The organism is Pseudomonas sp. McL0111 (assembly GCF_052567255.1).
The window spans coordinates 2,868,301-2,892,980 of the sequence record NZ_CP199585.1; the positions used below are offsets into that span (position 1 = coordinate 2,868,301).

Sequence of the window (24,680 nt, forward strand, 5' to 3'; positions counted from 1 at the left end):
GCGAGCAAGCTCGCTCCCACAGGTTTTTATGTCGATCAGAGCGCGGCGCTGAATCGGCGTACGCCGTTTTCCACTGGCGGAATATGCGCCGCCGTGCTGCCGGAAGCCTGGAACAACACCAGATGTTCCGCCGCCACCCGAATCCCCACATCCGCACCGATCTGATGGTCTGCATGGCTCGGGAAGATCGACTCAAGTTGCGCACCGGTTGGCAGTTGCAGACGATACAACGTCGATGCGCCCAGGAACGTCTTGCCGACTATCCGCGCCTTCAGCGCACTGTCCGGCGCATACACAATGTCATCCGGACGCAGCAACACATCCACCGCACCGCCAATCGGCCAGGTGTAGGCACGATTGCCACGCAGTTCACCGAGTTCGGTCTGCACCGATTCCGGACTGCCGAGCTGACCGCGAATGAAATAACCCTGACCGATGAAGCTGGCAACAAACGGCGTTGCCGGCTCGTGGTAGAGGTTGTACGGCGTGTCCCACTGCTCCAGTCGACCTTCCTTGAACACGCCAACGTGATCGCTGACGGCGAAGGCTTCTTCCTGGTCGTGGGTCACCAGAATCGCGCTGGTGCCACGGGCCTTGAGGATGTCGCGCACTTCATGGCTGAGCTTGCGCCGCAGTTCGCCATCAAGGTTGGAGAAGGGTTCGTCGAGCAGCAGCAGTTGCGGCTCGGGCGCCAAGGCGCGGGCGAGGGCAACACGTTGTTGCTGACCACCGGACAACTCGTGCGGGAAGCGCTTGCCGAGGCCTTTGAGGTTGACCAGTTCCAGCAGTTCTTCGGTCACGCGATCCTTGTGCGGATGCTTGCGAATACCGAAGGCGATATTGTCCGCAACGCTCAGGTGCGGGAACAGTGCGTAGTCCTGAAACACCATGCCGATCCGGCGTTTTTCCGGAGCGAGGGTGAAACCGGCGCTGGAGATGGTTTCGCCACCGAGCTGGATTTCCCCTTCGTGCACCGGTTCGAAACCGGCGATGGCGCGCAGGGTTGTAGTCTTGCCGCAACCGGAGGAGCCGAGCAGGCAACCGATGTCACCGGCGTTGAGGTGCAGATTGAGGTTCTGCACCACACGTTGATCTTGATAGCCGCAAGCGAGGTTGCGCAGGTTCAGCAGTAATTCATGACTCATGCGTGGTGATATGCCGGTTCGACGAGGAACTCGAGCAGGGCCTTCTGTGCGTGGAGACGGTTTTCTGCCTGATCCCAGGCGACAGAGCGCGGGTCATCAAGCAGGTCGAGGCTGATTTCTTCGCCACGGTGCGCAGGCAGGCAGTGCATGAACAGCACGTCCTCGGCAGCGAGGTCGAGCAGGGCACGGTTGACCTGGAACGGGGCGAACAACTTCAGACGCTTGGCAGTTTCCTCTTCCTGACCCATGGAAGTCCAGACGTCGGTGCTGACCAGATGTGCACCGCGCACGGCGTCCTGCGGATCGCGGACGATGGTCACACGATCACCGGCCTTGGCCACGAACCCGGCGTTTGGCTCGTAGCCTTGCGGGCAGGCGATGCGCAACTGGAAGTCGAACTGGATCGCCGCTTCTATATAACTGTTGCACATATTGTTGCCGTCGCCGATCCAGGCCACGGTCTTGCCCTGAATCGAGCCGCGATGCTCAAGGAATGTCTGCATGTCGGCCAGCAACTGGCACGGGTGCAAATCATCGGACAAGCCGTTGATCAGTGGCACACGCGAGTTGGCAGCGAATTCGGTCAGGGTGCTGTGGGAAAAGGTACGGATCATCACCGCATCGAGCATGCTCGACATGACGATGGCGGCGTCGCCGATCGGCTCGCCACGGCCCAGTTGGGTGTCGCGTGGCGAAAGAAAGATCGCCTGACCGCCGAGCTGGATCATGCCGGCCTCGAAGGAAATCCGGGTACGGGTCGAGGACTTCTCGAAGATCATCCCCAGGACGCGGTTTTTCAGAGGCTCGAACAGTACGCCGCGGTTACGCAGGTCCTTGAGCTCAACGCCTCGACGGATCACGCTGACCAGCTCTTCGGGCGTGCAATCCATCAGGGAGAGAAAGTGCCTTGCGCTCATCATTGACTACCTTTTGCTACAAACCGCAGATGCTCAAAGCCTTGTTTAACGGAACAACGGGCGAGACCTGCGGCGTAAGCCGCACGTGGCGACGAAATAGGGGGAGGCGCGATATTGACACTAAATGTCGCGTTTTTCCAATAGGCTACGGTTTTTGCAAGATTCGGATGGACAGCGGGATGTTGCAGTCGTGTCTTTACAGTCGATTTCCCGGTAACAGCGGGCCCATTTGTACACTGGCGCTGCGGGGCTTGGCAATCCGCCACGCCGGGGATGGCGCGCAGAGCGTCGCTTTCCGACCGGGCAGCCACTGATTCGGCTCGACGGATGACCTGCTGAAACATTTGCTAAAGCAAAGTGCTGAGTTATAAATAACTTTCGAGCGACGCAGGAAGCCTCCGCATGGAATCGAAAGAACAATTGTTAATGGAATTACTGGGTCACACGGCCCGCTCGCTGACCCATCTCACCGCTTCGGTGACTTCGATGTCCTTCGAGTTGCTGCGCAGCGACGATGAAGTGGTCAAGACCGCAGGTCGCCACATGATCGACCGCATGGCGACCATCAGCGCCGGGCTCGATGAGCATTGGCGGCTGATCGGCGAGCTCACGGGCGTGCACGTTGCCCATGAGCAGATCGAAACCATTCAGGAAATCCAGCTGGCAGCGCCGCCGCAGCTCCCGTCAAGCTGAAGCTGAGGGTCTATCGGCTCGCCTGATGGCTGCGGATTCACAAGACGAACGTCGCTGGCGCGCTACCGGGTCTGGCCCCATAGTTTTGTTTCCGCGGGCGACGACATGGCCCGTCCAAAACAAGACAGAGACTGGCCATGACCAAGACTCTCCATCACCGCGCCTGCCACCTGTGTGAAGCCATTTGCGGGCTGACCATCGAGACCACCGAAACCGATGGCGCCGTTGCGATCACCTCGATCAAGGGCGATGCACAGGACACTTTCAGTCGCGGCCACATCTGTCCCAAGGCTGTGGCCCTGCAAGATATCCAGAACGACCCTGATCGCCTGCGTCAACCGATGCGCCGCGTGGGCAGCGAATGGCTGCCCATCGAGTGGGACGAGGCTTTCGCGCTGGTGGCCGAGCGTCTGGCGGCGATCCAGGAGCGTCATGGGCAGAACGCCGTGGCGGTTTATCAGGGCAACCCGAGCGTGCATAACTACGGGCTGATGACCCACAGTAATTACTTTCTCGGCTTGCTGAAAACCCGCAATCGCTATTCCGCGACTTCGGTCGATCAACTGCCGCATCACCTGACCAGCCATTTGATGTACGGCCACGGCCTGCTGCTGCCGATCCCGGACATCGATCACACCGATTTCATGCTAATCCTCGGCGGCAATCCGCTGGCGTCGAACGGCAGCATCATGACCGTGCCGGATGTCGAAAAGCGCCTTAAAGCGATTCAGGCCCGGGGTGGGAAAGTGGTGGTGGTCGATCCTCGGCGCAGCGAGACGGCGGCAATGGCCGATCAGCATCTGTTCGTGCGTCCCGGTGGCGATGCGGCGCTGTTGTTTGGTCTGCTCAATACCTTGTTCAGCGAAGGCCTGACTCGCGACAGCCATTTGCCGGTCAACGGTCTGGACGAGGTGCGAGCGGCGGTGGCGACGTTCACTGCTGAGGCCATGAGCCCTCTGTGCGCAGTGCCGGCCGAGCAGATCCGCCAGTTGGCCCGAGACTTTGCCGCCGCGCCGAGTGCGGTCTGTTATGGACGGATGGGTGTTTCGACCCAGGCCTTCGGCACGCTGTGCCATTGGGTGGTGCAGTTGATCAATCTGGTCACGGGCAATCTGGATCGCGTTGGCGGTGCGCTGTGCACCGAGCCGGCAGTGGATCTGGTGGCGACCACTTCGGGCGGGCATTTCAATCGTTGGCAAAGCCGTGTTTCCGGGCGTCCGGAGTATGCGGGCGAGTTGCCCGTCTCGGCATTGGCCGAAGAGATGCTGACGCCCGGCGAAGGGCAGATTCGTGCGTTGATCACCGTCGCCGGCAACCCCGTACTGTCCACGCCTAACGGGCGGCAACTGGAGCAGGCGCTGGACGGTCTGGAGTTTATGGTCAGCGTCGACCTCTACATCAACGAAACCACGCGCTACGCGGATTTGATTCTGCCGTCGACGTCGGCGCTGGAAAACGATCACTACGACACCACTTTCAACCTGTTCGCTGTGCGCAACGTCACCCGCTTCAATCGGGCAATCCTCGCCAAGCCTGAGGGGGCTCTGCACGATTGGGAGATTTTCGTCGGCCTGGCCAAGGCCTTCGCGTTGAAGACTGATAAAGAACTGAAACCGACCATGCCGCCAGCGAAGATGATCGACATGGGCTTGCGCATGGGCCTGTACGGCGATGCATCGGAGCACAAGCTGTCGCTGGCGACCTTGTTCGATCATCCGCACGGGATTGATCTGGGCGCGCTGAAGCCGAATCTGGCGCCACGCCTGAAAACGGCGGATCAGCAGGTGCAGGCCGCGCCACCGGCGATCCTTGCCGATCTTGCGCGGTTTGCCGCGTTGCAGGCGCCAGCCGTCGATGAGTTGTTGATGATCGGACGTCGGCATGTGCGCAGCAATAACTCGTGGATGCACAACTTTCATCGACTGGTGAAGGGCAAGCCGCGCCATCAATTGCTGATGCACCCGGAGGATCTCGCCAGCCGTGGCCTCAGCGATGGGCAGTTGGTGCGCGTCAGCTCGCGGGTGGGGCAGATCGAAGTCGAAGTGCTTGGCAGTCTGGACATGATGAAAGGCGTGGTCAGCCTGCCGCACGGTTGGGGTCATGCACGGCCGGGGGTGCAGATGACGATTGCCAGCGGTCAGCCTGGCTCCAGTGCCAATGATTTGACCGATGAATGCCAGCTCGACGAGTTGTCAGGCAACGCGGCGTTGAATGGCGTGCCGGTGACCGTGGCAGCGGCTTGAACGAGTCTGTCGGGGAGACCGAGCATGGCGCTCGGGATTCCGTTACAATGCGCCACCGTGCCGACCCATGAGTCGGAAAGTTCAGCCGAGGTGCTCCATGGATATCATCGAAACGATTAAAGAGCAGATTGCTAACAACACCATTCTGCTTTACATGAAAGGCTCGCCGAATGCCCCGCAGTGCGGCTTCTCCGCGAAAGCTTCGCAGGCCGTGATGGCATGTGGTGAAAAGTTTGCTTACGTGGACATCCTGCAGAACCCGGAAATCCGCGCCAACCTGCCAAAGTACGCCAACTGGCCAACCTTCCCGCAACTGTGGGTTGGTGGTGAGCTGGTCGGCGGTAGCGACATCATGACCGAGATGGCTGCAGACGGTTCGTTGCAGACCACCATCAAGGCTGCTGTTGAAGCCGCTGCTGCAAACAAGTCCGAAGCCTGATCGGCTTCTGTGGGAGCGGGCTTGCTCGCTCCCGCAGGGATTTCAGCCAGGTCTGAAATTCGGGTAATAAAAAGCCCCGCACCTCGAAAGAGGGCGGGGCTTTTTAGTGTCTCGAGTTCAGCGCTCGCTAATTACTCGTCTTCGCCCATCTGCGATTGCAGATAGTTCTCAAGACCGACTTTATCGATCAGGCCCAGTTGGGTTTCCAGCCAGTCGATATGTTCTTCTTCGGATTCAAGAATGTCTTCGAGCAGTTCACGGCTGCCGAAGTCGCCAACGGTTTCGCAATGCGCGATGGCGGTTTTCAGATCGGCGTGGCCGGTCTTCTCGATACGCAGATCACACTCCAGCATTTCCTTGGTGTGCTCGCCGATGTGCAGCTTGCCCAGATCCTGCACGTTCGGCAGGCCTTCCAGGAACAGGATGCGCTTGATCAGCTTGTCCGCGTGCTTCATCTCGTCGATGGATTCTTTGTATTCGTGCTTGCCCAGCTTGTTCAGGCCCCAATCTTCGTACATGCGTGCATGCAGGAAGTACTGATTGATCGCGACCAGCTCATTGGCAAGGATCTTGTTGAGATGCTGGATGACTGTAATGTCGCCTTTCATGATCGGAGTCCTGCCCTGTATTAGCTGTATATAAGGCGGAGTTTGAGCTTCGTATTTATAAGTGTCAAACCTAAGTTATTGAATAATATATGAAAATTAATCGGAATAAGAATGTTTGTGTTCCGCGTCTGAACGCTAAGCAATTGATTTTCAGGCATAAAAAAACCGGACATGAAGTCCGGTTCTTTGAAATAGGGGTCATTACGCAGCAGTAAATTCTACAGGGTAGGGGATCGCGGCCTGGGCAGTTTGCAGCTTGGTCAGGGTTTCGCGTACCACTTCCTTCGCCAGGCAGGCACATTTGCCGCATTGGCTAGCTACGCCGGTGGCCTGGCGGACTTCTTTATAGCTGCAGCAACCTTCATAGATCGCTTCGCGGATCTGTCCGTCGGTGACGCCAGTGCAGAGACAAACATACATAAGTGAGAACCGTCGCTGGTTGTGACTCAATTGCGATGGATCTTAATGTTAACGAGAATGATTGTCAAAGTGCTTTCTGTAAGCTTTGTGAAGCAATCGCGAGTGACTGACGAACGGCAGTTAATGGCCAATTGCTAAGTCGCAGAAATCCCGTGAAGTTGGCCGGCTTCGGCAAAAACCGTTGAGGACAGGCGAAAAACGCAGTGTATGATGGTCGGCCCTTGCGAAGGGGGTTCGTGTCACAGGGCTGTCGCCTCAGGGTGGCAGGCTGGCCCGGACCCTGAACTTCAAGTTTCTACACCAGGAGATATCAATGAGCGTACTCGTAGGCAAACAAGCCCCTGACTTCACCGTCCCGGCCGTACTCGGCAATGGCGAGATCGTTGACAGCTTCACCCTGTCCTCGGCCATCAAAGGCAAATACGGCCTGGTGTTCTTCTACCCACTGGACTTCACCTTCGTCTGCCCGTCCGAGCTGATCGCTCTGGACAACCGCATGGCTGACTTCAAGGCGCGTAACGTGGAAGTGGTCGCTGTGTCGATCGACTCGCACTTCACCCACAACGCATGGCGCAACACCCCAGTGAACAATGGCGGCATCGGCCAGGTGAAATACACCATGGCTGCCGACATGAAGCACGAAATCGCCAAGGCTTACGACGTTGAATCCGAAGGCGGCGTGGCTTTCCGTGGCGCGTTCCTGATCGACGACAAAGGCGTTGTCCGCTCGCAGATCATCAACGACCTGCCGCTGGGCCGTAACATGGAAGAGCTGATCCGTCTGGTCGACGCTCTGCAATTCCACGAAGAGCACGGCGAAGTTTGCCCTGCCAACTGGAAAAAAGGCGACAAAGGCATGAACGCTTCGCCAGAAGGCGTTGCTGCATACCTGACCGAGAACGCTGCTGCCCTGTAAGGCGCAACGTCGAGGCACAAAAAAACCGGCTCATGAGCCGGTTTTTTTATGCGCGGGATTTACCCGACGACCATTAATCAGTCGTCGAAGTCTTCCCAGCCACCCATCTGTTTCCAGCGATTGACGATGCCGCAGAACAGCTCGGCAGTCTTCTCGGTGTCGTAACGCGCGGAGTGCGCCTCACGGCCGTCGAAATCGATGTCAGCCGCCTGACAGGCCTTGGCCAGCACGGTCTGGCCGTAAGCCAGGCCAGCCAGCGTTGCGGTGTCGAAACTGGAGAACGGGTGAAACGGGTTGCGCTTCATGTCCAGTCGCGCAACGGCAGCATTGAGGAAGCCCAGGTCGAAGCTGCTGTTGTGGCCGACCAGAATTGCACGCTTGCAGCCGTTGGCTTTCAGCGCCTTGCGAATGCCACGGAAGATGTCGGTCAGCGCCGTTTCTTCACTGACGGCCATGCGCAACGGGTGATCAAGCTTTATCCCGGTGAACTCCAGCGCAGCCGCTTCGATGTTGGCGCCTTCGAAAGGCTCGACGCGGAAGAAGTAAGTGTGATCCGGGTAAACAAAACCCTTTTCATCCATGGCGATGGTGGTCGCAGCAATCTCCAGCAACGCATCGGTGGCCGAGTTGAAGCCACCTGTCTCTACGTCGACAACTACCGGCAGGTAGCCGCGAAAGCGTGCTGCCATCGGGTGACGGGAACCGCCGCCGCCACTTTGACCTTCCAGTTCGTCGTCGAAATGGTCTTCACTCACGCGTGTTCCTCCAGCAGGCGCCAGCGCAGTTTTTCACCGGCGCGCAGCGGGATAACGGTCAGCTCGCCAAATGGCAGGCTGGTCGGGGCGGTCCATTCTTGACGAACCAGGGTGATGCGGTCGGTGTTGGCCGGCAGGCCGTAGAAGCGAGGGCCGTTAAGGCTGGCGAACGCTTCCAGTTTGTCCAGTGCATTGCGTTGTTCGAACGCTTCGGCATACATCTCGATGGCAGCGTACGCGGTGTAGCAGCCGGCGCAGCCGCAGGCGGCTTCCTTGGCGTGCTGGGCGTGCGGTGCCGAGTCGGTGCCGAGGAAGAACTTCGCGCTGCCGCTGGTGGCGGCGTCGAGCAGGGCTTCCTGGTGCGTATTACGCTTGAGGATCGGCAGGCAGTAAAAGTGCGGCCGAATTCCGCCTACCAGCATGTGGTTGCGGTTATAGAGCAGGTGATGCGCGGTGATGGTAGCGCCAACGTTGGCCGAGGCCTCGTTGACGAACTGCACGGCATCGGCGGTGGTGATGTGTTCGAACACCACCTTGAGCGTCGGGAAACGCTCGACCACACGACGCATGTGTTCATCGATGAAGATTTTTTCGCGGTCGAACACGTCGACATCGCCACGAGTAACTTCACCGTGGATCAGCAAAGGCATCCCGACTTCAGCCATGGCTTCGATCGCAGGGAAGATCTTGTCGATGCTGGTGACGCCAGAATCCGAGTTGGTGGTCGCGCCGGCCGGGTACAGCTTGGCGGCGTGTACAAAACCGCTGGCCTTGGCTTCGCGAATTTCTTCGGGCTGGGTGCGGTCGGTGAGGTACAGCACCATCAGTGGCTCAAACTGACTGCCAGCCGGGCGGGCAGCGAGAATCCGCTGGCGATAGCCGTCGGCTTCAGCGGCGTTGCGCACCGGAGGTACCAGGTTGGGCATGATGATTGCGCGACCAAAAGTGCGCGCCACATCGGCAACGGTATTGGTCAACACGGCACCATCGCGAAGATGAATGTGCCAGTCGTCGGGACGCAGCAGGGTCAGGCGGTCGGACATGAGGGGATTCCAGGCGGGTCAAACTGAGGCGAATGCTACCGGAAAAGACTCTTGCAGGCACTCGCTATCAAGTTTTGCCGCAAGCTTCCGATATCCCGTAGGTATGCCGTAAACATAGTGTGAATCGGTCTTTGTGTTTCAGAAGCCAATGGAGCCTCCCGTGCGCCAGCGTTATTTAGCCTTGCTCAGTGTGTTTGCCAGCCTTCCCGCGATGGCGCTCACTTACCAGACTCGTCTGGAGAACATTGAGTGGACGGTCGAAGGGGACAAGTTCGAATGCCGTCTGACACAGCCGATCACTGATTTCGGCTCGGGCCAGTTCGTGCGCAAAGCAGGCGAACAGGCAACATTTCGACTCAATGCCTACAACGCCATGCTCGGAGGCGGTTCGGCGACATTGCTCGCCGCCGCCGCACCATGGCAGCCGGGCCGTGGGGACATCAATCTCGGCACGGTCCGCATCGGCAGCGGCAACGTCCTGTTCAATAGCTCGCAGGCGCAGGCTTCCAGTCTGGTCAGCGGTCTGATTGAAGGGCGCAGCCCTGTGATTCGTCGTGCTTCGGGCGATGGCCGGGTCTCGGAAGTGCGCCTGTTGCCGGTCAAATTCAGCAAGGCCTTCAACGACTATCAGACGTGTGTGGCGAAATTGCTGCCGCAGAATTTCGATCAGATCAAACAGTCGCAAATCGCCTTCCCCGGCGAGGGCATTGATCTGGACGCCGCCGCCAAGGCCAAGCTGCAAGTGATGCTCGAATACATGAAGGCCGATCCGACGGTTAACCATATCGAACTCGATGGCCACTCGGACAACAGCGGCAACCGTCTGACCAACCGCGAATTGTCACGTCGTCGCGCCTTGGCGGTGGTCGATTTCTTCAAGGCCAACGGCATTCAGGAGTCGCAGATTACCGTGCGCTTCCACGGTGAGCGCTACCCATTGGTGCCGAACACCAATGCTGCCAACCGGGCGAAGAATCGTCGAGTCAACGTGCATCTGGCGCGGGTGGCACCAGTGGCTGCTCCGGCACCGCAGGCCAGCACTCCGGCGAGCACGGCTGCAACTTCCTGACTCGCCGGTCATCGTCGCGCTCTCGAAACAATCTGTCGCTTTGTCGTCTTAAGCTGTCGCGCCTCTGTAAATTACCGCGTTTGAGCGGTAGACTCCTCGGCTTTCCGTATTACCCCGTGGAGTGATGGCATGGCGGACGTAAACAAGGTCGTTCTGGCGTATTCCGGCGGCCTGGACACTTCGGTGATCCTCAAGTGGCTGCAAGATACTTATAACTGTGAAGTGGTGACCTTCACCGCTGACCTGGGTCAGGGCGAAGAGGTCGAGCCGGCTCGCGCCAAGGCTCAGGCCATGGGCGTCAAAGAAATCTATATCGACGACCTGCGCGAAGAATTCGTGCGTGACTTCGTGTTCCCGATGTTCCGCGCCAACACCGTTTACGAAGGCGAGTACCTGCTGGGTACTTCGATCGCTCGTCCGCTGATCGCCAAACGCCTGATCGAAATCGCCAACGAAACCGGCGCTGACGCCATTTCCCACGGCGCCACCGGCAAGGGCAACGACCAGGTTCGTTTCGAACTGGGCGCTTACGCTCTGAAGCCTGGTGTGAAAGTGATTGCTCCATGGCGCGAGTGGGACCTGCTGTCCCGCGAGAAGCTGATGGACTACGCCGAGAAGCACGCGATCCCGATCGAGCGTCACGGCAAGAAAAAATCCCCGTACTCGATGGATGCCAACCTGCTGCACATCTCCTATGAAGGCGGCGTGCTGGAAGACACCTGGACCGAGCACGAAGAAGACATGTGGAAGTGGACCGTCTCCCCGGAGAACGCTCCTGACAAGCCGCAGTACCTGGAACTGACCTACCGCAACGGCGACATCGTTGCACTGGACGGCGTTGAAATGACCCCGGCCACCGTGCTGGCGACGCTGAACAAGATCGGTGGTGAACACGGTATCGGCCGTCTCGACATCGTCGAAAACCGTTACGTCGGCATGAAATCCCGTGGTTGCTACGAAACCCCGGGCGGCACCATCATGCTGCGCGCTCACCGCGCCATCGAATCGATCACGCTGGATCGCGAAGTCGCTCACCTCAAAGACGAGTTGATGCCGAAGTACGCCAGCCTGATCTACACCGGTTACTGGTGGAGCCCTGAGCGTCTGATGCTGCAACAGATGATCGATGCGTCCCAGGCCCACGTGAACGGCGTTGTTCGCCTGAAACTGTACAAGGGCAACGTGATTGTGACCGGTCGCAAGTCTGACGAATCGTTGTTCGACGCCAACATCGCGACCTTCGAAGAAGACGGCGGCGCTTACAACCAGGCCGACGCGGCGGGCTTCATCAAGCTCAACGCGCTGCGCATGCGCATTGCTGCCAACAAGGGCCGCAAGCTGTTCTGAGTCCACCAGGCCCGGAATGAAATGGCGGCGTTGTCTTGCGACAACGCCGCCATCTTTGAAAATGTTTCCTGCCTGAGTTCAAGGCTGCGCTCTTCCGGTAAATCCCGCCACTTTTTTGATCGTCCACATCATTTGGCTGATCTGCGCCTCACCCTCCCTTCAGTACCGTAGTTGCTTGCGTGCATACGTTGTAGGCAATAACCAGCGGCACACCACTATTTTTCTTCGTCTGTTTTTGATCACCAAACGTGATGTGCCTGAGTAAAGCGTGAGACACCGGATCTGTAAGAAATATGATCACCTTGTACGATTGCTTGGTAAGTCGAGGGACGCTCTCCTGCAAATGCTCGAATTCGCCCAGGCTATTCATCCGACGCACATCAATCATACGCAGAGTGCCCAGGGGTTTGGGTAACTGAACATTGTGCTCCGTCCAGGGCGTCGAGTCCGCCGGCCGCTGATCTGCGTCAAGAGGCTTTTCGCCAGCGGTCGAATGTATATGGCTCCCCGTATGCAGTGGCTCTTCAAATGTCTTTAAAAAGCTGTCGTCCTTTTCGAAATCCGAAGGTGCATAAAGAGAGCGATAGTTAAAGTTGAGAGTTATAAAAAATAACAGTATCAAGTAAAACGGAAAACTCATAAGGAACCAAATATAAATTTCGCGCTCACTATTATCAAGGAAGGGCAGGGAAATAGCGGCGGAGGACTCGGAGATAAAAGCAAATATTGCGATTACGGTCATTGGGTTGGCGATTTTTTTTCTGATTTTTAGCATGTCTGTTACTCATTTAGTTTTATTTCTCGTTGTTGTGATTAAGGTTTTTTAAGCTTTAAGTGATGTTGTAGGCGTGTTTTTTATATGAAAAAAAACAATTTGGGTAGAAGTATCTTGTTTCAGTCGTTTAGTGTTTTGGTCGGTGTGTTGATGTATTAAGTATTGCATGAGGCTAGGGTTGTTTTGTGTGGGCGAGCGATTGGTCTTTGAGTTTTCAGACGCGATAAATTGATTTTCGTGCTCCCCTTCAAGGCTTCTGCCTGTCAGTCTGATTTCAGGCGTCTGAATTCTGGAAGTAACAGCTGTCAAGGCATAAGTATCTGGAAGTGATATTGAGGTCATTCGCGTAGATGTGCGTGTTCGTTTTTTGTAGGAATAGTCTTCAATTGTTGTAGGGGATGTCTTTCGCTATGAGTGCAATGAATCTCTCTTGTGCAATGTCGTAAATGACTAGGATATTGTGCGTGCTCTAAAAAATCGAACAGCGAAACTGGACTTGCCCATGAATAAAGTGCTGATCGTGGATGATCACCCCGTCATTCGTCTCGCGGTGCGTATGCTGATGGAACGTCATGGCTACGAAGTAATTGCGGAAACGGACAATGGCGTAGATGCATTGCAACTTGCGCGCGAACAAATGCCGGACATTGTCATACTGGATATTGGAATACCGAAACTTGACGGTCTTGAAGTTATCGCCCGACTGACGTCCACTGCGATGCCATTGAAAGTTTTGGTATTGACCTCTCAGGCACCGGGGCATTTTTCCATGCGCTGCATGCAATCAGGTGCGGCGGGATATGTGTGTAAACAGCAAGATCTGACTGAGTTGCTCAGTGCGATCAAGGCGGTCTTGTCCGGTTACAGTTATTTTCCAAATCAGGCCCTGCATACCGTGCGCACCAGTCTGGGGAACGCCAGTGAGGCTGATATGGTCGATCGTCTTTCAGGGAGGGAGATGATGGTTTTACAACAGTTGGCAAGGGGCAAGACCAACAAGGAAATTGCCGATGGGATGTTCCTCAGCAATAAGACGGTCAGTACTTACAAGACTCGGTTGTTGCTGAAACTCAATGCTCGCTCATTGGTGGATTTGATCGAGTTGGCGCAGCGCAATGGGCTCGTCTGACCCGTCCGGTCAGCGATGGGAGCACGGGCAGGCCGATGTCAGCTTTCGCCAGAAAGTAAAAAGCCTCCGTTCAGGGAGGCTTTCAGGTGTCATAGATCAAAATCGTAATCGGCCAACTGCTTTTGCAATCGGCGCTCCTCCAGCATGTTGTCGATGGTGCGGCGTTTGCTCAGGTTGGTCTTGGCCACCTCGACCACCGGTTCGGCGTCGTCAGCCTCTGCAGCAACGAACTCGTCGTCTGCTTCCAATTGTTCTTTGCTGGTGCTCATAAGGTTAACTCCAGGCTAAGACTGCCATTGGCGCTCCTTATATCGATATTCCTGCGGCGGGTAAAAAAGATTTTTTCAATCGGTTGATCACTAAATTCAATAGCCAATCAATCGTCCGAGGTTTTGTGCTTGTACTCGCACAAATCTTCGATTCGGCAACTGCCACAGCGCGGCTTGCGCGCCAGACACACATAGCGTCCGAGCAAAATCAGCCAGTGGTGGGAATCCAGCAGATAATCTTTGGGTACAAACTTCATCAGCTTGGTTTCCACCTCGACCACATTTTTGCCAGGGGCGATGCCGGTGCGGTTACTCACCCGGAAAATGTGCGTATCGACCGCCATGGTCAATTGGCGAAAAGCGGTGTTGAGCACCACGTTTGCCGTCTTGCGACCGACGCCGGGCAGGGCTTCGAGTTCTTCACGCGTCTGTGGGACTTCGCCACCGTGGCGCTCGACCAACAGACGGCAGGTCTCGATCACGTTTTTCGCTTTGCTGTTATAGAGGCCGATGGTCTTGATGTATTCGGACAGACCTTCAACTCCGAGCGCATGGATTGCCGCCGGGGTATTGGCTACCGGGTACAGTTTCGCTGTGGCTTTGTTGACGCCGACATCGGTCGATTGCGCCGAGAGAATCACCGAGATCAACAATTCGAAAGGTGAGGAGTAGGCCAGCTCGGTCTTCGGTTCAGGATTGTCTTCTTGAAGTCTGCGGAAAATTTCCAGACGTTTTGCGGCATTCATGGGTGATGTGATTCCTTGGAGATAGCGTTCGAGCGAGTGCATGCCTGGCGGGCAGCAAGCAGCAGCCCCAGCAGTATGAAGGCGCCGGGCACCAGGGTTGCCAGGTGCAACCCGTCGTTGAACAGAATAATGCCTTGGCATCCTTCGCAGAGGTCGCGGCCCAGCCTGCCTTGGCCGAATAGTTCACGCAGCACGGCAAGCACGCACATCAAACCGGCAAACAGGCTATACAGCTTGAGGCGTGAAACCAGTGGTTGACGGAAAAACCCGTTGTATTCCAGCACCACACATTGCAGGGCGATCAGTGCGGCGTAGAGGCCGTATGCGTGCTGCCATGGCAGAAACCAGCGCTGTGCAAGAGTCTCTGCGCAACTGGTCAATGTGGCGGCGAGCAACACGCTGCTCAGCAAAACAGCGCTGGCGGACATGCGCGAACGTAGCGGGCTGATGCACAAACCATAAATGCCGACGACAACGCTGAATATCAACAGCGTGCCCAGTGCACCCGCCAGTGTGTCAGTGCTGCCAAGCAACAGCACCAGCAACATCGAGTTCGTCAGGTTCGCCGAGCGGTTCATGGTCCAACCCCCAGTAATGCGGCGCGGTGCTCATCGAAATAGCGCAGTGCATCGTGGATCGCGTTGATCGCAGCGCGGGAAGTAATGGTTGCACCGGCTATCTGATCGAATTGCCCCTGATCCTTTTTTAATGCCCAGCCATTATCGGTCGGCTCAGTATTCGATTTGCCGGAGAACGCTGCCAGCCAGCTATTCGGCCAATCTGCGATATGCCCGCCGAGCGCCGGAGTCTCGGTTTGCTTGAGGGTTTTTACCCCGAGCAGTTTGCCGTTGGCATCAATGGCGATCAGCAGTTCGATGGGGCCGGCGTAACCCTGAGTCTGACTGCGCAGCAATACCGCCACCGGTTGCCCGGCGCGGGTTGCACGATAACCGCCGACCAGCGTGCTGTGGCTCAGCGCGATGTCGCTTAACGTCAGCGGTTGCTCCAGCGGTTGGTTGTCATAAGTGTCGGTCGCGAGCATATCGAGCAGTTTGCGACTGTCGATCACGCGCTGCTCGGCAGCGATGTACGGCGCGCTGCTGCGCTGCACCACGTAAGTCACGCCGATACCGACGATGGCCAACAGCAATAGCGTGATCCCCGCCGCTATGCGCTTCATGGCGTCACCCGCGTCTGACGGTTGGCGGCAAAACGTTCCAGCGCCGGCACACAGAGGTTCATCAACAGAACGGCAAACGCGACGCCGTCGGGGTAACCGCCCCAAGTGCGAATCAAGTAAGTCAGCAGTCCCGCACCGACGCCGAACAACAACCGTGCCAGAGGGTTTTTGGCGCCAGAGACCGGCTCGGTAATGATGAAAAACGCGCCGAGCATGGTGGCGCCGCTGAGCAAATGAAACAGCGGCGAGCCATGCGAATCAGAGCCCGAGCCGTTCCAGCACAGCAGGCTGACGACGAACAGGCTGGCGAGCATGCCGACCGGCGCATGCCAGCCGAATACCCGACGTTGCAGTAAAAACAGGCCACCGGCGAGAAACGCCAGATTGACCCATTCCACACCGCGCCCACCGAAACGACCGAATGCCGGGTTACTGGCGAACAGTTCATCCATGGTCAGACTTTTGTTGATGCGCAGACTGTCCAGTGCGGTGGCCTGAACCCAGGCATCCGGCGCCTGACCCAGGTTAAACACCTGTTGCACCGCGCTGAGCAGATCCATGCCATGTGCCGGCCAGTGCGTCATCGGCTGCGGGAACATCACTATCGCCAAGGCGAAACCGAGCATGGCCGGATTGAACGGATTTTTGCCGACCCCCCCGTACAAATGCTTGCCAAACAACAGGCCTGTGGCAATCGCGGTCACCGTCAGCCACCAAGGGCAATAGGGCGGCAGGGCCGCTGCGAGCAGAGTCGCACTGACCACTGCGCTGCCGTCGCTCAGCGTCGACTGCAATGGTTGGCGGCGCAGGCGGGTTACAACAGCCTCGACGATCAGCGCGGTAATTACCGCCAATATCAAGTTGATCAACACGCCCCAACCGTACAGCCAGAACAAAGCGAGCAGCCCCGGCAGCGCGGCCAGCAGCACCAGCTTCATCGCCTGTTGCAGGCGATCATCCGGCGCTTCAAGGCGTGACATGAACTTGTACCTGGCGCTCGGCTTCTTGCAATGCTTGCTCGGCATCGCGCAGCGCCTGTTCCAGTGTTGCGATTTGTTGCGGTGCAGCCTCTGCTGTTTGCGCTTTTTTCAGTTCGGCGCGACGCATCGCCAGTTGGATTTTCGCTCGTTTCAGATCAGCGTCTTTCGCCGGCGGCGGCGTGGGCGTTGCGGGCGTGCTGCTTTCCAGCTTCGCCAGCGCCTGTTCGGCAGCCTCGAATTGCTGTTGCATGACCACCAGTTGCGCCTGTTGCTCATACGTCGGCGGATGGCCGAAGGCTTTCAGCGATTTGTGCAATTGCGCACGGCTCATTGCCACGTCGATCCTGGCTTTCTTCAACGCTGCATCGGTGTTTGCTGTTTTCGCTGCACGTACCCGCTCCAGTGCAGCCTGTACCGGGTCAAGCGTTGCGACTTCCGGCTGCACCGCTCGATTGGCCCGGGCTTCACGTTCGGCTTGTTTCTGCTGTTCTTCGCGTTGCAGGCGCTCGTTACGCCGCTCAAAGCGCACGCGCGCATGATCACGCTTGGCAGCTCTCGCCCTTTGCTCATCAAGACTGAATGCCAGACCACCGACCACTGGCAATGTGCTCAGCGGTAACGGATGCATTTCGATGCAATCCACCGGGCACGGCGCCACGCACAGGTCGCAACCGGTGCATTCGTCGATCAGCACGGTGTGCATCAGTTTCGCCGCACCGACGATGGCATCAATCGGGCAGGCTTGAATGCACTTGGTGCAGCCGATGCACTCGGCTTCACGAATAAAGGCAACCTGCGGCGGCGCCGAGCCACGGCTGATGTCCAGTTCCAGTACCGGCACTTTCAACAGCTCGGCGAGGGCGGCGATGGTTTCATCGCCACCTGGCGGGCACTTGTTGATCAGCTCGCCGTTGGCGATGCCTTCAGCGTACGGTTTGCATCCGGGATGGCCGCACTTGCCGCATTGGGTCTGCGGCAACAAGGCATCGATGCGTTGAATCAGACTCATGTTTTGATCAGTCCACTGAATCCGAGAACAATCACCGCGATCAGTCCGGCGCCGATCAGTTCGATCGGCAGGCCGCGAAAGGGCAGAGGAATATCGTTGGCGGCGGTGCGCTCGCGCAAGTCACAGAACAGGCTCAATACCAGCCAGAAGCCCAGACCTGCGCCGAGGCTCAGCGCTGCCGCATGCAACAAACCTTGATCGTTTTGCGCATTGATCAGCGCCAGCCCCAACACCCCGGCATTGCCGAGTAGTAACGGCCACAGCCCGTCGAACGGCCACGCCGGCAGCCAGCGCGCCAGCAACTTCAACAGCGGCGCGATCAGCAGCACGCTCAGCGGCAGGAACACAAACAGTCGCAGCGCTTCGAGTTGCAGCGGCACCAGTAGCCAGTGCCAGATCACATAGCCAATGACACCAACGATCAGCATCAGGCACACCGTCGCCAGCCCCAGCGCATGCACCTGACGACGACTGCCGGCCAGCAACGGATCGACGCCCAGCGGCCAGTGCAACACGAAGTTGTTGAGCAGGGCGGCACTGATCAGCGTAAGCACAAGTTCGGTCATGGTTCAGCCAGCGAAATGGGCGGGTGCTTCTTAAGGTTAGGCATTATCCGGGCAGATATGAAAAATCCCACAGGCATGCGGGGCACGCCTGTGGGATCGGTTTGTTGCAGAGCCTTACTTGATGCGTTGACCCGGCTTGGCGCCGCTGTCCGGGCTCAGCAGGTAAATTTCTTCACCGCCAGGGCCGGCCGCCATCACCATGCCTTCGGAGATGCCGAACTTCATTTTCCGCGGCTTGAGGTTGGCGATCATCATGGTCAGGCGACCGTCGAGCTTGGACGGGTCCGGGTAAGCGCTCTTGATGCCCGAGAACACGTTGCGTTGCTCGTCACCGATATCGAGGGTCAGGCGCAGCAGCTTGTCGGCGCCTTCAACGGCTTCGGCCTTGATGATCAATGCAACACGCAGATCCACCGCAGCGAAGGCGTCAAAGTCGATTTCCGGCGATAGCGGGTCTTTGGCCAGTTCGCCGTTGCCCGCAGGTTTGGCTTCGCCGGTGTCGGTCTGGCTGGCGGTCAGGTCTTCTTTCGACGCGTCGCTCATGGCTTGTACTTTTACCGGGTCGATGCGGGTCATCAGCGGCTTGAACTCGTTCAACTGATGATTGGCCAACAAAGTGGTGTGATCGTTCCAGGTCAGCGGTGCGACGTTGAGGAACGCTTCGGCATCGGCGGCCAGCAGCGGCAGCACCGGTTTGAGGAAGATCACCAGTTGGCGGAACAGGTTGATTGCGGTGGCGCAGATCGCCTGCACTTCAGCCTGTTTGCCTTCCTGCTTGTTCAGCGACCATGGCGCCTTGTCGGCGATCCACGCGTTGGCGCGGTCGGCCAGGGCCATGGTTTCACGCATGGCACGGGCGAAGTCGCGCGCTTCATAGGCGTCGGCAATGCTCGGCGCAGCAGCGCGGAACGCTTCGGTCAGTTCCGGCGCGGCATTGGTGTCGACCAGCAGGCCGGCGTTGCCCTTTTGAATGAACCCGGCGCAACGGCTGGCGATGTTGACCACTTTGCCGACCAGGTCGGAGTTGACCTTCTGCACGAAGTCTTCGAGGTTCAGATCGAGGTCATCGACGCCACGGCCCAGTTTGGCCGCGTAGTAGTAGCGCAGGTATTCCGGCGACAGGTGATCAAGGTAAGTACGTGCCTTGATGAACGTGCCACGGGATTTCGACATCTTCTGGCCGTTGACGGTCAGGTAGCCGTGCACGTTGATGCCGGTCGGCTTGCGGTAGCCCGCGCCTTCAAGCATCGCCGGCCAGAACAGCGCGTGGAAATTGACGATGTCCTTGCCGATGAAGTGGTACAGCTCGGCGGTGGAGTCTTTGTTCCAGAACGCGTCGAAGTCCAGCTCCGGCGTGCGGTCGCAGAGGTTCTTGAAGCTGGCCATGTAGCCGATTGGCGCATCCAGCCACACGTAGAAGTACTTGCCCGGTTCGTCCGGGATCTCGAAACCGAAGTACGGCGCATCGCGGGAGATGTCCCACTGTTGCAGGCCGGCGTCCAGCCATTCGGCGATCTTGTTGGCCACGGCGTCTTGCAGAGTGCCGCTGCGGGTCCAGGTCTGCAGCATCTGCTGGAAGTCTGGCAGTTTGAAGAAGAAGTGCTGCGAATCCTTGAGTACCGGAGTGGCGCCGGAGATGGCCGACTTCGGGTCTTTCAGATCGGTCGGAGCATAGGTTGCACCGCATTTTTCGCAGTTGTCGCCGTACTGGTCTTCGGTGCCGCATTTCGGGCAGGTGCCCTTGATGAAGCGGTCGGCCAGGAACATTTTCTTTTCCGGGTCGAAATACTGCGTGATCGAGCGTTGGGCAATGTGCCCGGCGTCACGCAGCTTGAGGTAGATCTGGCTCGACAGCTCACGGTTTTCTTCAGCGTGAGTGGAGTGGAAGTTGTCGAAGTCGACCAGGAACTCGGCAAAGTCGGCGCTGTGTTCAGCCTGGACGTTGGCGATCAGTTGTTCCGGGGTGATGCCTTCCTTTTCTGCACGCAGCATGATTGCCGAACCGTGGGCGTCGTCGGCGCAGACATAGATGCACTGATTGCCGCGATGCTTCTGGAAGCGCACCCACATATCGGTCTGGATGTATTCCAGCATATGGCCAAGGTGGATCGAACCATTGGCGTAGGGCAGGGCGCTGGTGACGAGGATCTTGCGTGGCTCGGACATGTGGGGCTTCGCTACTTGATGAAACGGAGGTCGGCCACTATAAAGCGCTGGCGCATATTTTTCACCCCGTGAGCCTGTTTCCGGATGCGGCAGCCACTTAATTTGAGCCCAGGAAACCTTTTGATGTGAATGGGGCCTCACCACGATGGTTTTCCAGCTCAAGTAATGTGTTTGGCTATAAATCTCCTGAACACAAATGAATCTGCGCGGTACGATACCCGTCATCTTTTCCCAGTCTTGTTATCGGAGTTGCCCATGAGCGCCGTCACTCGCGCAGCGGTGGAAGCCGTCCTCAGCCAATACACCGACCCTTATCTGAATCAGGACCCGGTCAGCGCCGGGTGCGTGCGCGATATCCAGATCGACGGCGACCGCGTCAGCGTGAAGCTGGAAATCGGCTACGCAGCCGGTCTGTTCAAGAGCGGCTGGGCGCAATTGCTGCAACTGGCCATCGAAAACCTCGAAGGCGTGGTAATCGCGAAGGTCGAAGTCAACAGCGTGATCGCCGCGCACAAGGCTCAGGCGCAGATTCCGGGGCTGGCCAACGTCAAGAACGTGGTCGCCGTCGCCTCCGGCAAGGGCGGCGTCGGCAAGTCGACCACCGCCGCCAACCTCGCGCTGGCACTGGCCCGTGAAGGCGCCAAGGTCGGGATTCTCGACGCTGATATCTATGGCCCGAGCCAGGGCATCATGTTCGGCATCCCCGAGCGTACCCGCCCTGAGATCAAGGATCAGAAGTGGTTCGTACCGCTCAAGGCCCACGGCGTCGAAGTCATGTCGATGGCGTTCCTGACCGACGACAACACGCCGATGGTCTGGCGCGGTCCGATGGTCTCCGGCGCCTTGCTGCAACTGGTCACGCAAACCGCGTGGGGCGACCTGGATTATCTGGTGATCGACATGCCGCCTGGCACCGGCGATATCCAGCTGACCCTGGCGCAGAAAGTCCCGGTGGCCGGTGCCGTAATCGTCACCACCCCGCAGGATCTGGCACTGCTGGACGCGCGCAAAGGCGTGGAAATGTTCCGCAAGGTCAACATTCCGGTGCTCGGTGTGGTGGAAAACATGGCGGTGCACATCTGCTCGAACTGTGGACATGCCGAGCATCTGTTCGGTGAGGGCGGTGGTGAGAAGCTGGCGACCCAGTACGGCGTCGAGTTGTTGGCTTCGCTGCCGTTGTCGATGCTGATCCGCGAACAGGCCGATGGCGGCAAACCGACGGTCATCGCCGAGCCGGACAGCCAGATAGCGATGGTCTACCAGGAACTGGCTCGCCATGTTGGTGCGCGGATCGTCTTGCAGGAAGCCGCATCGCCGGCGATGCCGAACATCACCATCAGCGACGATTAATGGCCTGACACACAATCAAATGTGGGAGCCAGCCTGCTGGCGATAGCGGATTAACATTCAACAATAGGTTGGATGAACCACCGCAATCGCTAGCAGGCTAGCTCCCACAGTTGTTTTTGCGGTGGGATTTAGATCCGCAACCCGCCATCCATCTCCAGAATCCGACCGGTGTAGTAGTCGTTCTCGAAGATGTATGCCGCCGAATGGGCGATCTCTTCCGGTTTGCCCATGCGCTTGAGCGGAATGCCAGCAGTCATCTTCTCCAGCGCTTCCGGTTTCATGCCCAACGTCATCTCGGTTTCGATGAAGCCCGGCGCAATGCCCGCCACACGAATGCCGTAACGCGCCAGTTCCTTGGCCCAGGTCACGGTTGCCGCTGCGACACCGGCCTTGGCGGCGGAGTAGTTGGTCTGGCCGACGTTGCCGGTACGCGAGATCGACGAGATATTGATGATCGCGCCGCTGTTTTTCAACTCGACCATTTTCGCCGCGACTTCACGGGTGCAGAGGAACACGCCGGTCAGGTTTACGTCGATGACGGCCTGCCACTGAGCCAGGCTCATCTTGGTCATTTCGCCGTCCTTGACCTTCAACAACAGGCCGTCACGCAGGATGCCGGCGTTGTTGATCAGGCCGTGAATCGCGCCGAAATCAGCGGCCACCTGAGCGACCATGTGCTCGACCTGCTCTTCATTGGCGACGTTGCACAGATAGCTTCGCGCCTCGACACCCTTGGCTTTGCAGGCGGCGACGGCGTCGTCGAGTTTTTCCTGATTCAGATCCACCAGCGCCAGCTTCGCGCCTTTACCGGCGAAATACTCGGCCATGGAACGGCCCAAACCCTGGCAACCGCCGGTGATAATGATTACTTTGTCGTTGAGTTGCATTCGCATGCCCCGATAGCAGGTCAGAGTGGTTTCCTTTAGAGGGCCTCTCGATCTGCGCCCGACGTGGCCTGGCTGCACATGAGAACTGCCCCGATGGCGTGACCGGGAACTTATCCCCAGGCGCCTGTCCGTTTTTTCGACGGATTCTATTTAAGGAGTCATAAATTGAGCGTTGAAGCGGCCAAGAATGCCCGAGAATTGCTTCTCAAGGAATACCGTGGGGTGCTGTCGACCCACTCCAAGTCGATGCCCGGTTTCCCGTTTGGCTCCGTGGTTCCTTATTGCCTGGATGAGCATGGCCAGCCGCTGATCCTGATCAGTCGCATTGCCCAGCACACCCATAACCTGCAAAAAGACCCCAAGTGCTCGCTGCTGGTCGGTGAGCGCGAGGCGGATGATGTGCAAGCCGTTGGTCGCCTGACCTATCTGGCCGAGGCGCAAAAGATCGAAGATCCGGCAGCCATCGAAGCCGCTGCGGAGCGCTATTACCGCTACTTCCCCGATTCGCAGAACTACCACAAGGCCCACGACTTCGATTTCTGGGTGCTCAACCCGGTACGTCACCGCTACATCGGCGGTTTCGGCGCGATTCACTGGGTCGATCAACTGACCCTGGCCAACCCGTTCGCCGGCAAGGCCGAAGTCAGCATGGTCGAACACATGAACAGCGACCACGCCAAAGCCATCGCGCATTACGTGGATCTGGCCGGTCTGCCGAAAAGCGTGCCGGCACAAATGGCCGGGATCGACACCGAAGGCATGCACCTGCGCATTGGGCAGGCGCTGTACTGGCTGCCGTTTCAAGCGCCATGTAATACGCCGACACAAGTGCGCGAAGCCTTGGTTTTACTGGCTCACGCCGAGCATTGGCCAAAAAATGCAGTGGCCGACGCTTGAATTCACGAAAGGGCGACGTCATCTAGGGCTTACTGCAAGGCATTTCTTGCGTAGAGGAATCTTTGATGCGCCCTTTTTTGTTGCTCTTTCTGCTGTTTCCGGTGTTGGAGCTGTTCGTATTCGTCAAAGTGGCAGGGGCAATCGGGTTTTTCCCGGCCCTGCTGCTGATCATTCTCGGCTCGATGTTCGGCGTTTTCGTGCTGCGCGTCGCCGGACTGGCTACCGCACTGCGTGCCCGTGAAAGCTTGAACCGCGGCGAACTGCCCGCGCAAACCATGCTGGAAGGTTTGATGCTGGCACTGGCCGGTGGCCTGCTGATCCTGCCGGGTTTCATCAGCGACGTGGTCGGTCTGGTGATGTTGCTGCCGTTCAGCCGTCGTCTGCTGGCGAACAAGATGCGCCAGCGTGCCGAGGAACAGGCCATGCGTCAGCGCGCGTTCGCCGACGACCTGCAACCCCGTGGCGGTCCTGCACCGCGTCAGCCTTTGGGCCGCGAGGGTGATGTGATCGAAGGCGAGTTCGAACACCGCGACCCCAAGTAAAATCTGCATCGACACGGCACCTTCGGGTGCCGTGCTCGTTTATGGGCCTTCGAACGAAAATTTTTCTGCCCTCGCCCTTGTAATAAGCTTATGCGCCCTTATGTATCGGTCACCGAAAGGTTTCCGGCATTTGAGTCGGACAGACTTCCGCGATTCGCTCGACGAGTCGCACCCGGCGCAGGCCGGATTCGTTAAACCCGCCGGGAATACACCGGCCGATGAAAACCACAATTAGGAGAGATCGACAATGAAGCTTCGTCCTCTGCATGACCGCGTCGTAATCCGTCGCAGCGAAGAAGAAAAGAAAACCGCTGGCGGTATCGTCCTGCCAGGTTCGGCTGCTGAAAAAGCCAACCACGGTGTGATCGTCGCTGCAGGCCCGGGCAAGACTCTGGAAAACGGTGACGTACGTGCGTTGGCCGTTAAAGTCGGCGACAAGGTCGTGTTCGGTCCTTACTCCGGCAGCAACACTGTGAAAGTCGACGGCGAAGATCTGCTGGTAATGGCTGAGAACGAGATTCTCGCCGTACTGGAAGACTGATTCCCCGCTCATTTTCCCGTTACTACAAAGTATTTAAGGAATATCGAT

At 57.9% G+C, this 24,680-nt stretch carries 27 protein-coding genes; 11 read left to right on the forward strand and 16 right to left on the reverse strand.

Going from position 1 to position 24,680, the window contains the following annotated elements:
• Positions 1-35: 35 nt before the first annotated feature.
• Entirely contained in the window at positions 36-1,145 is a 1,110-nt protein-coding gene (locus ACTWLJ_RS13110; protein WP_445181107.1) for an ABC transporter ATP-binding protein, read from the reverse strand.
• Positions 1,142-2,062, reverse strand: coding sequence for an ornithine carbamoyltransferase (argF, locus tag ACTWLJ_RS13115; RefSeq protein ID WP_445181108.1), 921 nt, complete (start codon positions 2,060-2,062; stop codon positions 1,142-1,144). Before argF ends, ACTWLJ_RS13110 begins: the two co-directional genes overlap by 4 nt.
• 402 nt (positions 2,063-2,464) lie before the next feature.
• On the opposite strand from argF, the gene ACTWLJ_RS13120 reads away from it, so the two are divergent.
• From ACTWLJ_RS13120 to grxD, 3 genes are all read left to right on the forward strand, one after another.
• Positions 2,465-2,755 (forward strand): hypothetical protein, encoded by a 291-nt coding sequence (locus ACTWLJ_RS13120; protein ID WP_445181109.1) that lies wholly within the window; start codon positions 2,465-2,467, stop codon positions 2,753-2,755.
• Between the two features lie 137 nt (positions 2,756-2,892).
• Positions 2,893-4,998, forward strand: coding sequence for a molybdopterin oxidoreductase family protein (locus ACTWLJ_RS13125; protein WP_445181110.1), 2,106 nt, complete (start codon positions 2,893-2,895; stop codon positions 4,996-4,998).
• A 97-nt stretch (positions 4,999-5,095) separates the two neighbouring features.
• Complete coding sequence (gene grxD / locus ACTWLJ_RS13130; RefSeq protein WP_218439709.1) at positions 5,096-5,437, forward strand: Grx4 family monothiol glutaredoxin; 342 nt, start codon at positions 5,096-5,098, stop codon at positions 5,435-5,437.
• Positions 5,438-5,568: 131 nt separating this feature from the next.
• Here grxD and bfr read toward each other — a convergent pair whose 3' ends face one another.
• Together bfr and ACTWLJ_RS13140 are read right to left on the reverse strand one after the other, a co-directional pair.
• Positions 5,569-6,045 (reverse strand): bacterioferritin, encoded by a 477-nt coding sequence (bfr, locus tag ACTWLJ_RS13135; RefSeq protein ID WP_401215067.1) that lies wholly within the window; start codon positions 6,043-6,045, stop codon positions 5,569-5,571.
• A gap of 201 nt (positions 6,046-6,246) precedes the next feature.
• Complete coding sequence (locus ACTWLJ_RS13140) at positions 6,247-6,465, reverse strand: bacterioferritin-associated ferredoxin (protein WP_003227725.1); 219 nt, start codon at positions 6,463-6,465, stop codon at positions 6,247-6,249.
• 313 nt (positions 6,466-6,778) lie between these two features.
• Here ACTWLJ_RS13140 and ACTWLJ_RS13145 point away from each other — a divergent pair, with 313 nt between their 5' ends.
• Positions 6,779-7,381 carry a peroxiredoxin gene (locus tag ACTWLJ_RS13145; RefSeq protein WP_007963972.1) on the forward strand — a complete coding sequence of 201 codons (603 nt, stop codon included), beginning with the start codon at positions 6,779-6,781 and terminating at the stop codon, positions 7,379-7,381.
• Positions 7,382-7,458: 77 nt separating this feature from the next.
• Here ACTWLJ_RS13145 and rnt read toward each other — a convergent pair whose 3' ends face one another.
• Entirely contained in the window at positions 7,459-8,136 is a 678-nt protein-coding gene (gene rnt / locus ACTWLJ_RS13150) for a ribonuclease T (RefSeq protein WP_253482063.1), read from the reverse strand.
• Positions 8,133-9,179 (reverse strand): dihydroorotase, encoded by a 1,047-nt coding sequence (pyrC, locus tag ACTWLJ_RS13155; protein ID WP_445181111.1) that lies wholly within the window; start codon positions 9,177-9,179, stop codon positions 8,133-8,135. The genes rnt and pyrC overlap by 4 nt, the downstream gene beginning before the upstream one ends.
• Positions 9,180-9,339: 160 nt before the next feature.
• Here pyrC and ACTWLJ_RS13160 point away from each other — a divergent pair, with 160 nt between their 5' ends.
• Both ACTWLJ_RS13160 and ACTWLJ_RS13165 read left to right on the forward strand, forming a co-directional pair.
• Positions 9,340-10,248, forward strand: a complete 909-nt coding sequence (locus ACTWLJ_RS13160) for a flagellar protein MotY (protein WP_445181112.1) — start codon at positions 9,340-9,342, stop codon at positions 10,246-10,248.
• A 129-nt stretch (positions 10,249-10,377) separates the two neighbouring features.
• Complete coding sequence (locus ACTWLJ_RS13165) at positions 10,378-11,595, forward strand: argininosuccinate synthase (RefSeq protein WP_445181113.1); 1,218 nt, start codon at positions 10,378-10,380, stop codon at positions 11,593-11,595.
• 148 nt (positions 11,596-11,743) lie between these two features.
• On the opposite strand, the gene ACTWLJ_RS13170 is transcribed toward ACTWLJ_RS13165, so the two are convergent.
• Complete coding sequence (locus ACTWLJ_RS13170; RefSeq protein WP_445181114.1) at positions 11,744-12,370, reverse strand: hypothetical protein; 627 nt, start codon at positions 12,368-12,370, stop codon at positions 11,744-11,746.
• Positions 12,371-12,872: 502 nt separating this feature from the next.
• On the opposite strand from ACTWLJ_RS13170, the gene ACTWLJ_RS13175 reads away from it, so the two are divergent.
• Positions 12,873-13,499: a response regulator gene (locus ACTWLJ_RS13175; protein WP_401218608.1), complete on the forward strand. Its 627-nt coding sequence runs from the start codon at positions 12,873-12,875 to the stop codon at positions 13,497-13,499.
• Between the two features lie 89 nt (positions 13,500-13,588).
• On the opposite strand, the gene ACTWLJ_RS13180 is transcribed toward ACTWLJ_RS13175, so the two are convergent.
• The 8 genes from ACTWLJ_RS13180 to metG all read right to left on the reverse strand — a co-directional run bounded on the left by ACTWLJ_RS13180 (position 13,589) and on the right by metG (position 20,415).
• Entirely contained in the window at positions 13,589-13,768 is a 180-nt protein-coding gene (locus ACTWLJ_RS13180) for a PA3496 family putative envelope integrity protein (protein WP_401218605.1), read from the reverse strand.
• Positions 13,769-13,875: 107 nt separating this feature from the next.
• On the reverse strand, positions 13,876-14,514 hold the full coding sequence (gene nth, locus ACTWLJ_RS13185; RefSeq protein WP_445181115.1) for an endonuclease III: 639 nt from the start codon (positions 14,512-14,514) through the stop codon (positions 13,876-13,878).
• Entirely contained in the window at positions 14,511-15,092 is a 582-nt protein-coding gene (locus ACTWLJ_RS13190; protein ID WP_445181116.1) for an Rnf-Nqr domain containing protein, read from the reverse strand. The genes nth and ACTWLJ_RS13190 overlap by 4 nt, the downstream gene beginning before the upstream one ends.
• Positions 15,089-15,694, reverse strand: a complete 606-nt coding sequence (locus ACTWLJ_RS13195; protein WP_445181117.1) for an RnfABCDGE type electron transport complex subunit G — start codon at positions 15,692-15,694, stop codon at positions 15,089-15,091. The genes ACTWLJ_RS13190 and ACTWLJ_RS13195 overlap by 4 nt, the downstream gene beginning before the upstream one ends.
• Positions 15,691-16,674, reverse strand: a complete 984-nt coding sequence (locus tag ACTWLJ_RS13200; protein WP_445181118.1) for an RnfABCDGE type electron transport complex subunit D — start codon at positions 16,672-16,674, stop codon at positions 15,691-15,693. The genes ACTWLJ_RS13195 and ACTWLJ_RS13200 overlap by 4 nt, the downstream gene beginning before the upstream one ends.
• On the reverse strand, positions 16,661-17,683 hold the full coding sequence (gene rsxB / locus ACTWLJ_RS13205) for an electron transport complex subunit RsxB (protein WP_445181119.1): 1,023 nt from the start codon (positions 17,681-17,683) through the stop codon (positions 16,661-16,663). Before rsxB ends, ACTWLJ_RS13200 begins: the two co-directional genes overlap by 14 nt.
• The gene (locus ACTWLJ_RS13210) at positions 17,680-18,249 is read right to left on the reverse strand and encodes an Rnf-Nqr domain containing protein (RefSeq protein WP_445181120.1); all 570 of its coding nucleotides are present in this window, start codon (positions 18,247-18,249) and stop codon (positions 17,680-17,682) included. The genes rsxB and ACTWLJ_RS13210 overlap by 4 nt, the downstream gene beginning before the upstream one ends.
• 114 nt (positions 18,250-18,363) lie before the next feature.
• Positions 18,364-20,415, reverse strand: coding sequence for a methionine--tRNA ligase (gene metG / locus ACTWLJ_RS13215; RefSeq protein WP_445181121.1), 2,052 nt, complete (start codon positions 20,413-20,415; stop codon positions 18,364-18,366).
• 255 nt (positions 20,416-20,670) lie between these two features.
• Here metG and apbC point away from each other — a divergent pair, with 255 nt between their 5' ends.
• On the forward strand, positions 20,671-21,765 hold the full coding sequence (gene apbC, locus ACTWLJ_RS13220) for an iron-sulfur cluster carrier protein ApbC (protein ID WP_445181122.1): 1,095 nt from the start codon (positions 20,671-20,673) through the stop codon (positions 21,763-21,765).
• A 128-nt stretch (positions 21,766-21,893) separates the two neighbouring features.
• Here the strand turns inward: apbC and ACTWLJ_RS13225 are convergent, their stop codons facing one another.
• Entirely contained in the window at positions 21,894-22,652 is a 759-nt protein-coding gene (locus tag ACTWLJ_RS13225) for an SDR family oxidoreductase (protein ID WP_445181123.1), read from the reverse strand.
• A 165-nt stretch (positions 22,653-22,817) separates the two neighbouring features.
• Between ACTWLJ_RS13225 and ACTWLJ_RS13230 the strand changes: the two genes are divergently transcribed.
• The 3 genes from ACTWLJ_RS13230 (at position 22,818) to ACTWLJ_RS13240 (ending at position 24,632) form a co-directional block, all read left to right on the forward strand.
• A complete protein-coding gene (locus ACTWLJ_RS13230; RefSeq protein ID WP_445181124.1) occupies positions 22,818-23,549 on the forward strand; it encodes a HugZ family pyridoxamine 5'-phosphate oxidase in 732 nt (243 codons plus the stop codon).
• A 65-nt stretch (positions 23,550-23,614) separates the two neighbouring features.
• On the forward strand, positions 23,615-24,091 hold the full coding sequence (locus ACTWLJ_RS13235; RefSeq protein ID WP_401218577.1) for an FxsA family protein: 477 nt from the start codon (positions 23,615-23,617) through the stop codon (positions 24,089-24,091).
• Positions 24,092-24,338: 247 nt separating this feature from the next.
• Positions 24,339-24,632 (forward strand): co-chaperone GroES, encoded by a 294-nt coding sequence (locus ACTWLJ_RS13240; RefSeq protein WP_003193940.1) that lies wholly within the window; start codon positions 24,339-24,341, stop codon positions 24,630-24,632.
• The last annotated feature ends 48 nt before the right edge of the window (positions 24,633-24,680 follow it).

Excerpts from the sequence above, each read along its gene's own strand:
- ACTWLJ_RS13190 (WP_445181116.1), bottom strand. The coding sequence starts at position 15,092 with ATGAACCGCTCGGCGAACCTGACGAACTCGATGTTGCTGGTGCTGTTG.
- apbC (WP_445181122.1), top strand. The coding sequence starts at position 20,671 with ATGAGCGCCGTCACTCGCGCAGCGGTGGAAGCCGTCCTCAGCCAATAC.
- ACTWLJ_RS13140 (WP_003227725.1), bottom strand. The coding sequence starts at position 6,465 with ATGTATGTTTGTCTCTGCACTGGCGTCACCGACGGACAGATCCGCGAA.
- ACTWLJ_RS13225 (WP_445181123.1), bottom strand. The coding sequence starts at position 22,652 with ATGCAACTCAACGACAAAGTAATCATTATCACCGGCGGTTGCCAGGGT.
- grxD (WP_218439709.1), top strand. The coding sequence starts at position 5,096 with ATGGATATCATCGAAACGATTAAAGAGCAGATTGCTAACAACACCATT.
- argF (WP_445181108.1), bottom strand. The coding sequence starts at position 2,062 with ATGAGCGCAAGGCACTTTCTCTCCCTGATGGATTGCACGCCCGAAGAG.
- ACTWLJ_RS13200 (WP_445181118.1), bottom strand. The coding sequence starts at position 16,674 with ATGTCACGCCTTGAAGCGCCGGATGATCGCCTGCAACAGGCGATGAAG.
- pyrC (WP_445181111.1), bottom strand. The coding sequence starts at position 9,179 with ATGTCCGACCGCCTGACCCTGCTGCGTCCCGACGACTGGCACATTCAT.
- bfr (WP_401215067.1), bottom strand. The coding sequence starts at position 6,045 with ATGAAAGGCGACATTACAGTCATCCAGCATCTCAACAAGATCCTTGCC.
- ACTWLJ_RS13170 (WP_445181114.1), bottom strand. The coding sequence starts at position 12,370 with ATGCTAAAAATCAGAAAAAAAATCGCCAACCCAATGACCGTAATCGCA.
- rsxB (WP_445181119.1), bottom strand. The coding sequence starts at position 17,683 with ATGAGTCTGATTCAACGCATCGATGCCTTGTTGCCGCAGACCCAATGC.
- ACTWLJ_RS13235 (WP_401218577.1), top strand. The coding sequence starts at position 23,615 with ATGCGCCCTTTTTTGTTGCTCTTTCTGCTGTTTCCGGTGTTGGAGCTG.
- ACTWLJ_RS13125 (WP_445181110.1), top strand. The coding sequence starts at position 2,893 with ATGACCAAGACTCTCCATCACCGCGCCTGCCACCTGTGTGAAGCCATT.
- ACTWLJ_RS13240 (WP_003193940.1), top strand. The coding sequence starts at position 24,339 with ATGAAGCTTCGTCCTCTGCATGACCGCGTCGTAATCCGTCGCAGCGAA.
- ACTWLJ_RS13165 (WP_445181113.1), top strand. The coding sequence starts at position 10,378 with ATGGCGGACGTAAACAAGGTCGTTCTGGCGTATTCCGGCGGCCTGGAC.
- ACTWLJ_RS13120 (WP_445181109.1), top strand. The coding sequence starts at position 2,465 with ATGGAATCGAAAGAACAATTGTTAATGGAATTACTGGGTCACACGGCC.
- ACTWLJ_RS13175 (WP_401218608.1), top strand. The coding sequence starts at position 12,873 with ATGAATAAAGTGCTGATCGTGGATGATCACCCCGTCATTCGTCTCGCG.
- ACTWLJ_RS13110 (WP_445181107.1), bottom strand. The coding sequence starts at position 1,145 with ATGAGTCATGAATTACTGCTGAACCTGCGCAACCTCGCTTGCGGCTAT.
- ACTWLJ_RS13145 (WP_007963972.1), top strand. The coding sequence starts at position 6,779 with ATGAGCGTACTCGTAGGCAAACAAGCCCCTGACTTCACCGTCCCGGCC.
- nth (WP_445181115.1), bottom strand. The coding sequence starts at position 14,514 with ATGAATGCCGCAAAACGTCTGGAAATTTTCCGCAGACTTCAAGAAGAC.
- metG (WP_445181121.1), bottom strand. The coding sequence starts at position 20,415 with ATGTCCGAGCCACGCAAGATCCTCGTCACCAGCGCCCTGCCCTACGCC.
- ACTWLJ_RS13180 (WP_401218605.1), bottom strand. The coding sequence starts at position 13,768 with ATGAGCACCAGCAAAGAACAATTGGAAGCAGACGACGAGTTCGTTGCT.
- ACTWLJ_RS13210 (WP_445181120.1), bottom strand. The coding sequence starts at position 18,249 with ATGACCGAACTTGTGCTTACGCTGATCAGTGCCGCCCTGCTCAACAAC.
- ACTWLJ_RS13195 (WP_445181117.1), bottom strand. The coding sequence starts at position 15,694 with ATGAAGCGCATAGCGGCGGGGATCACGCTATTGCTGTTGGCCATCGTC.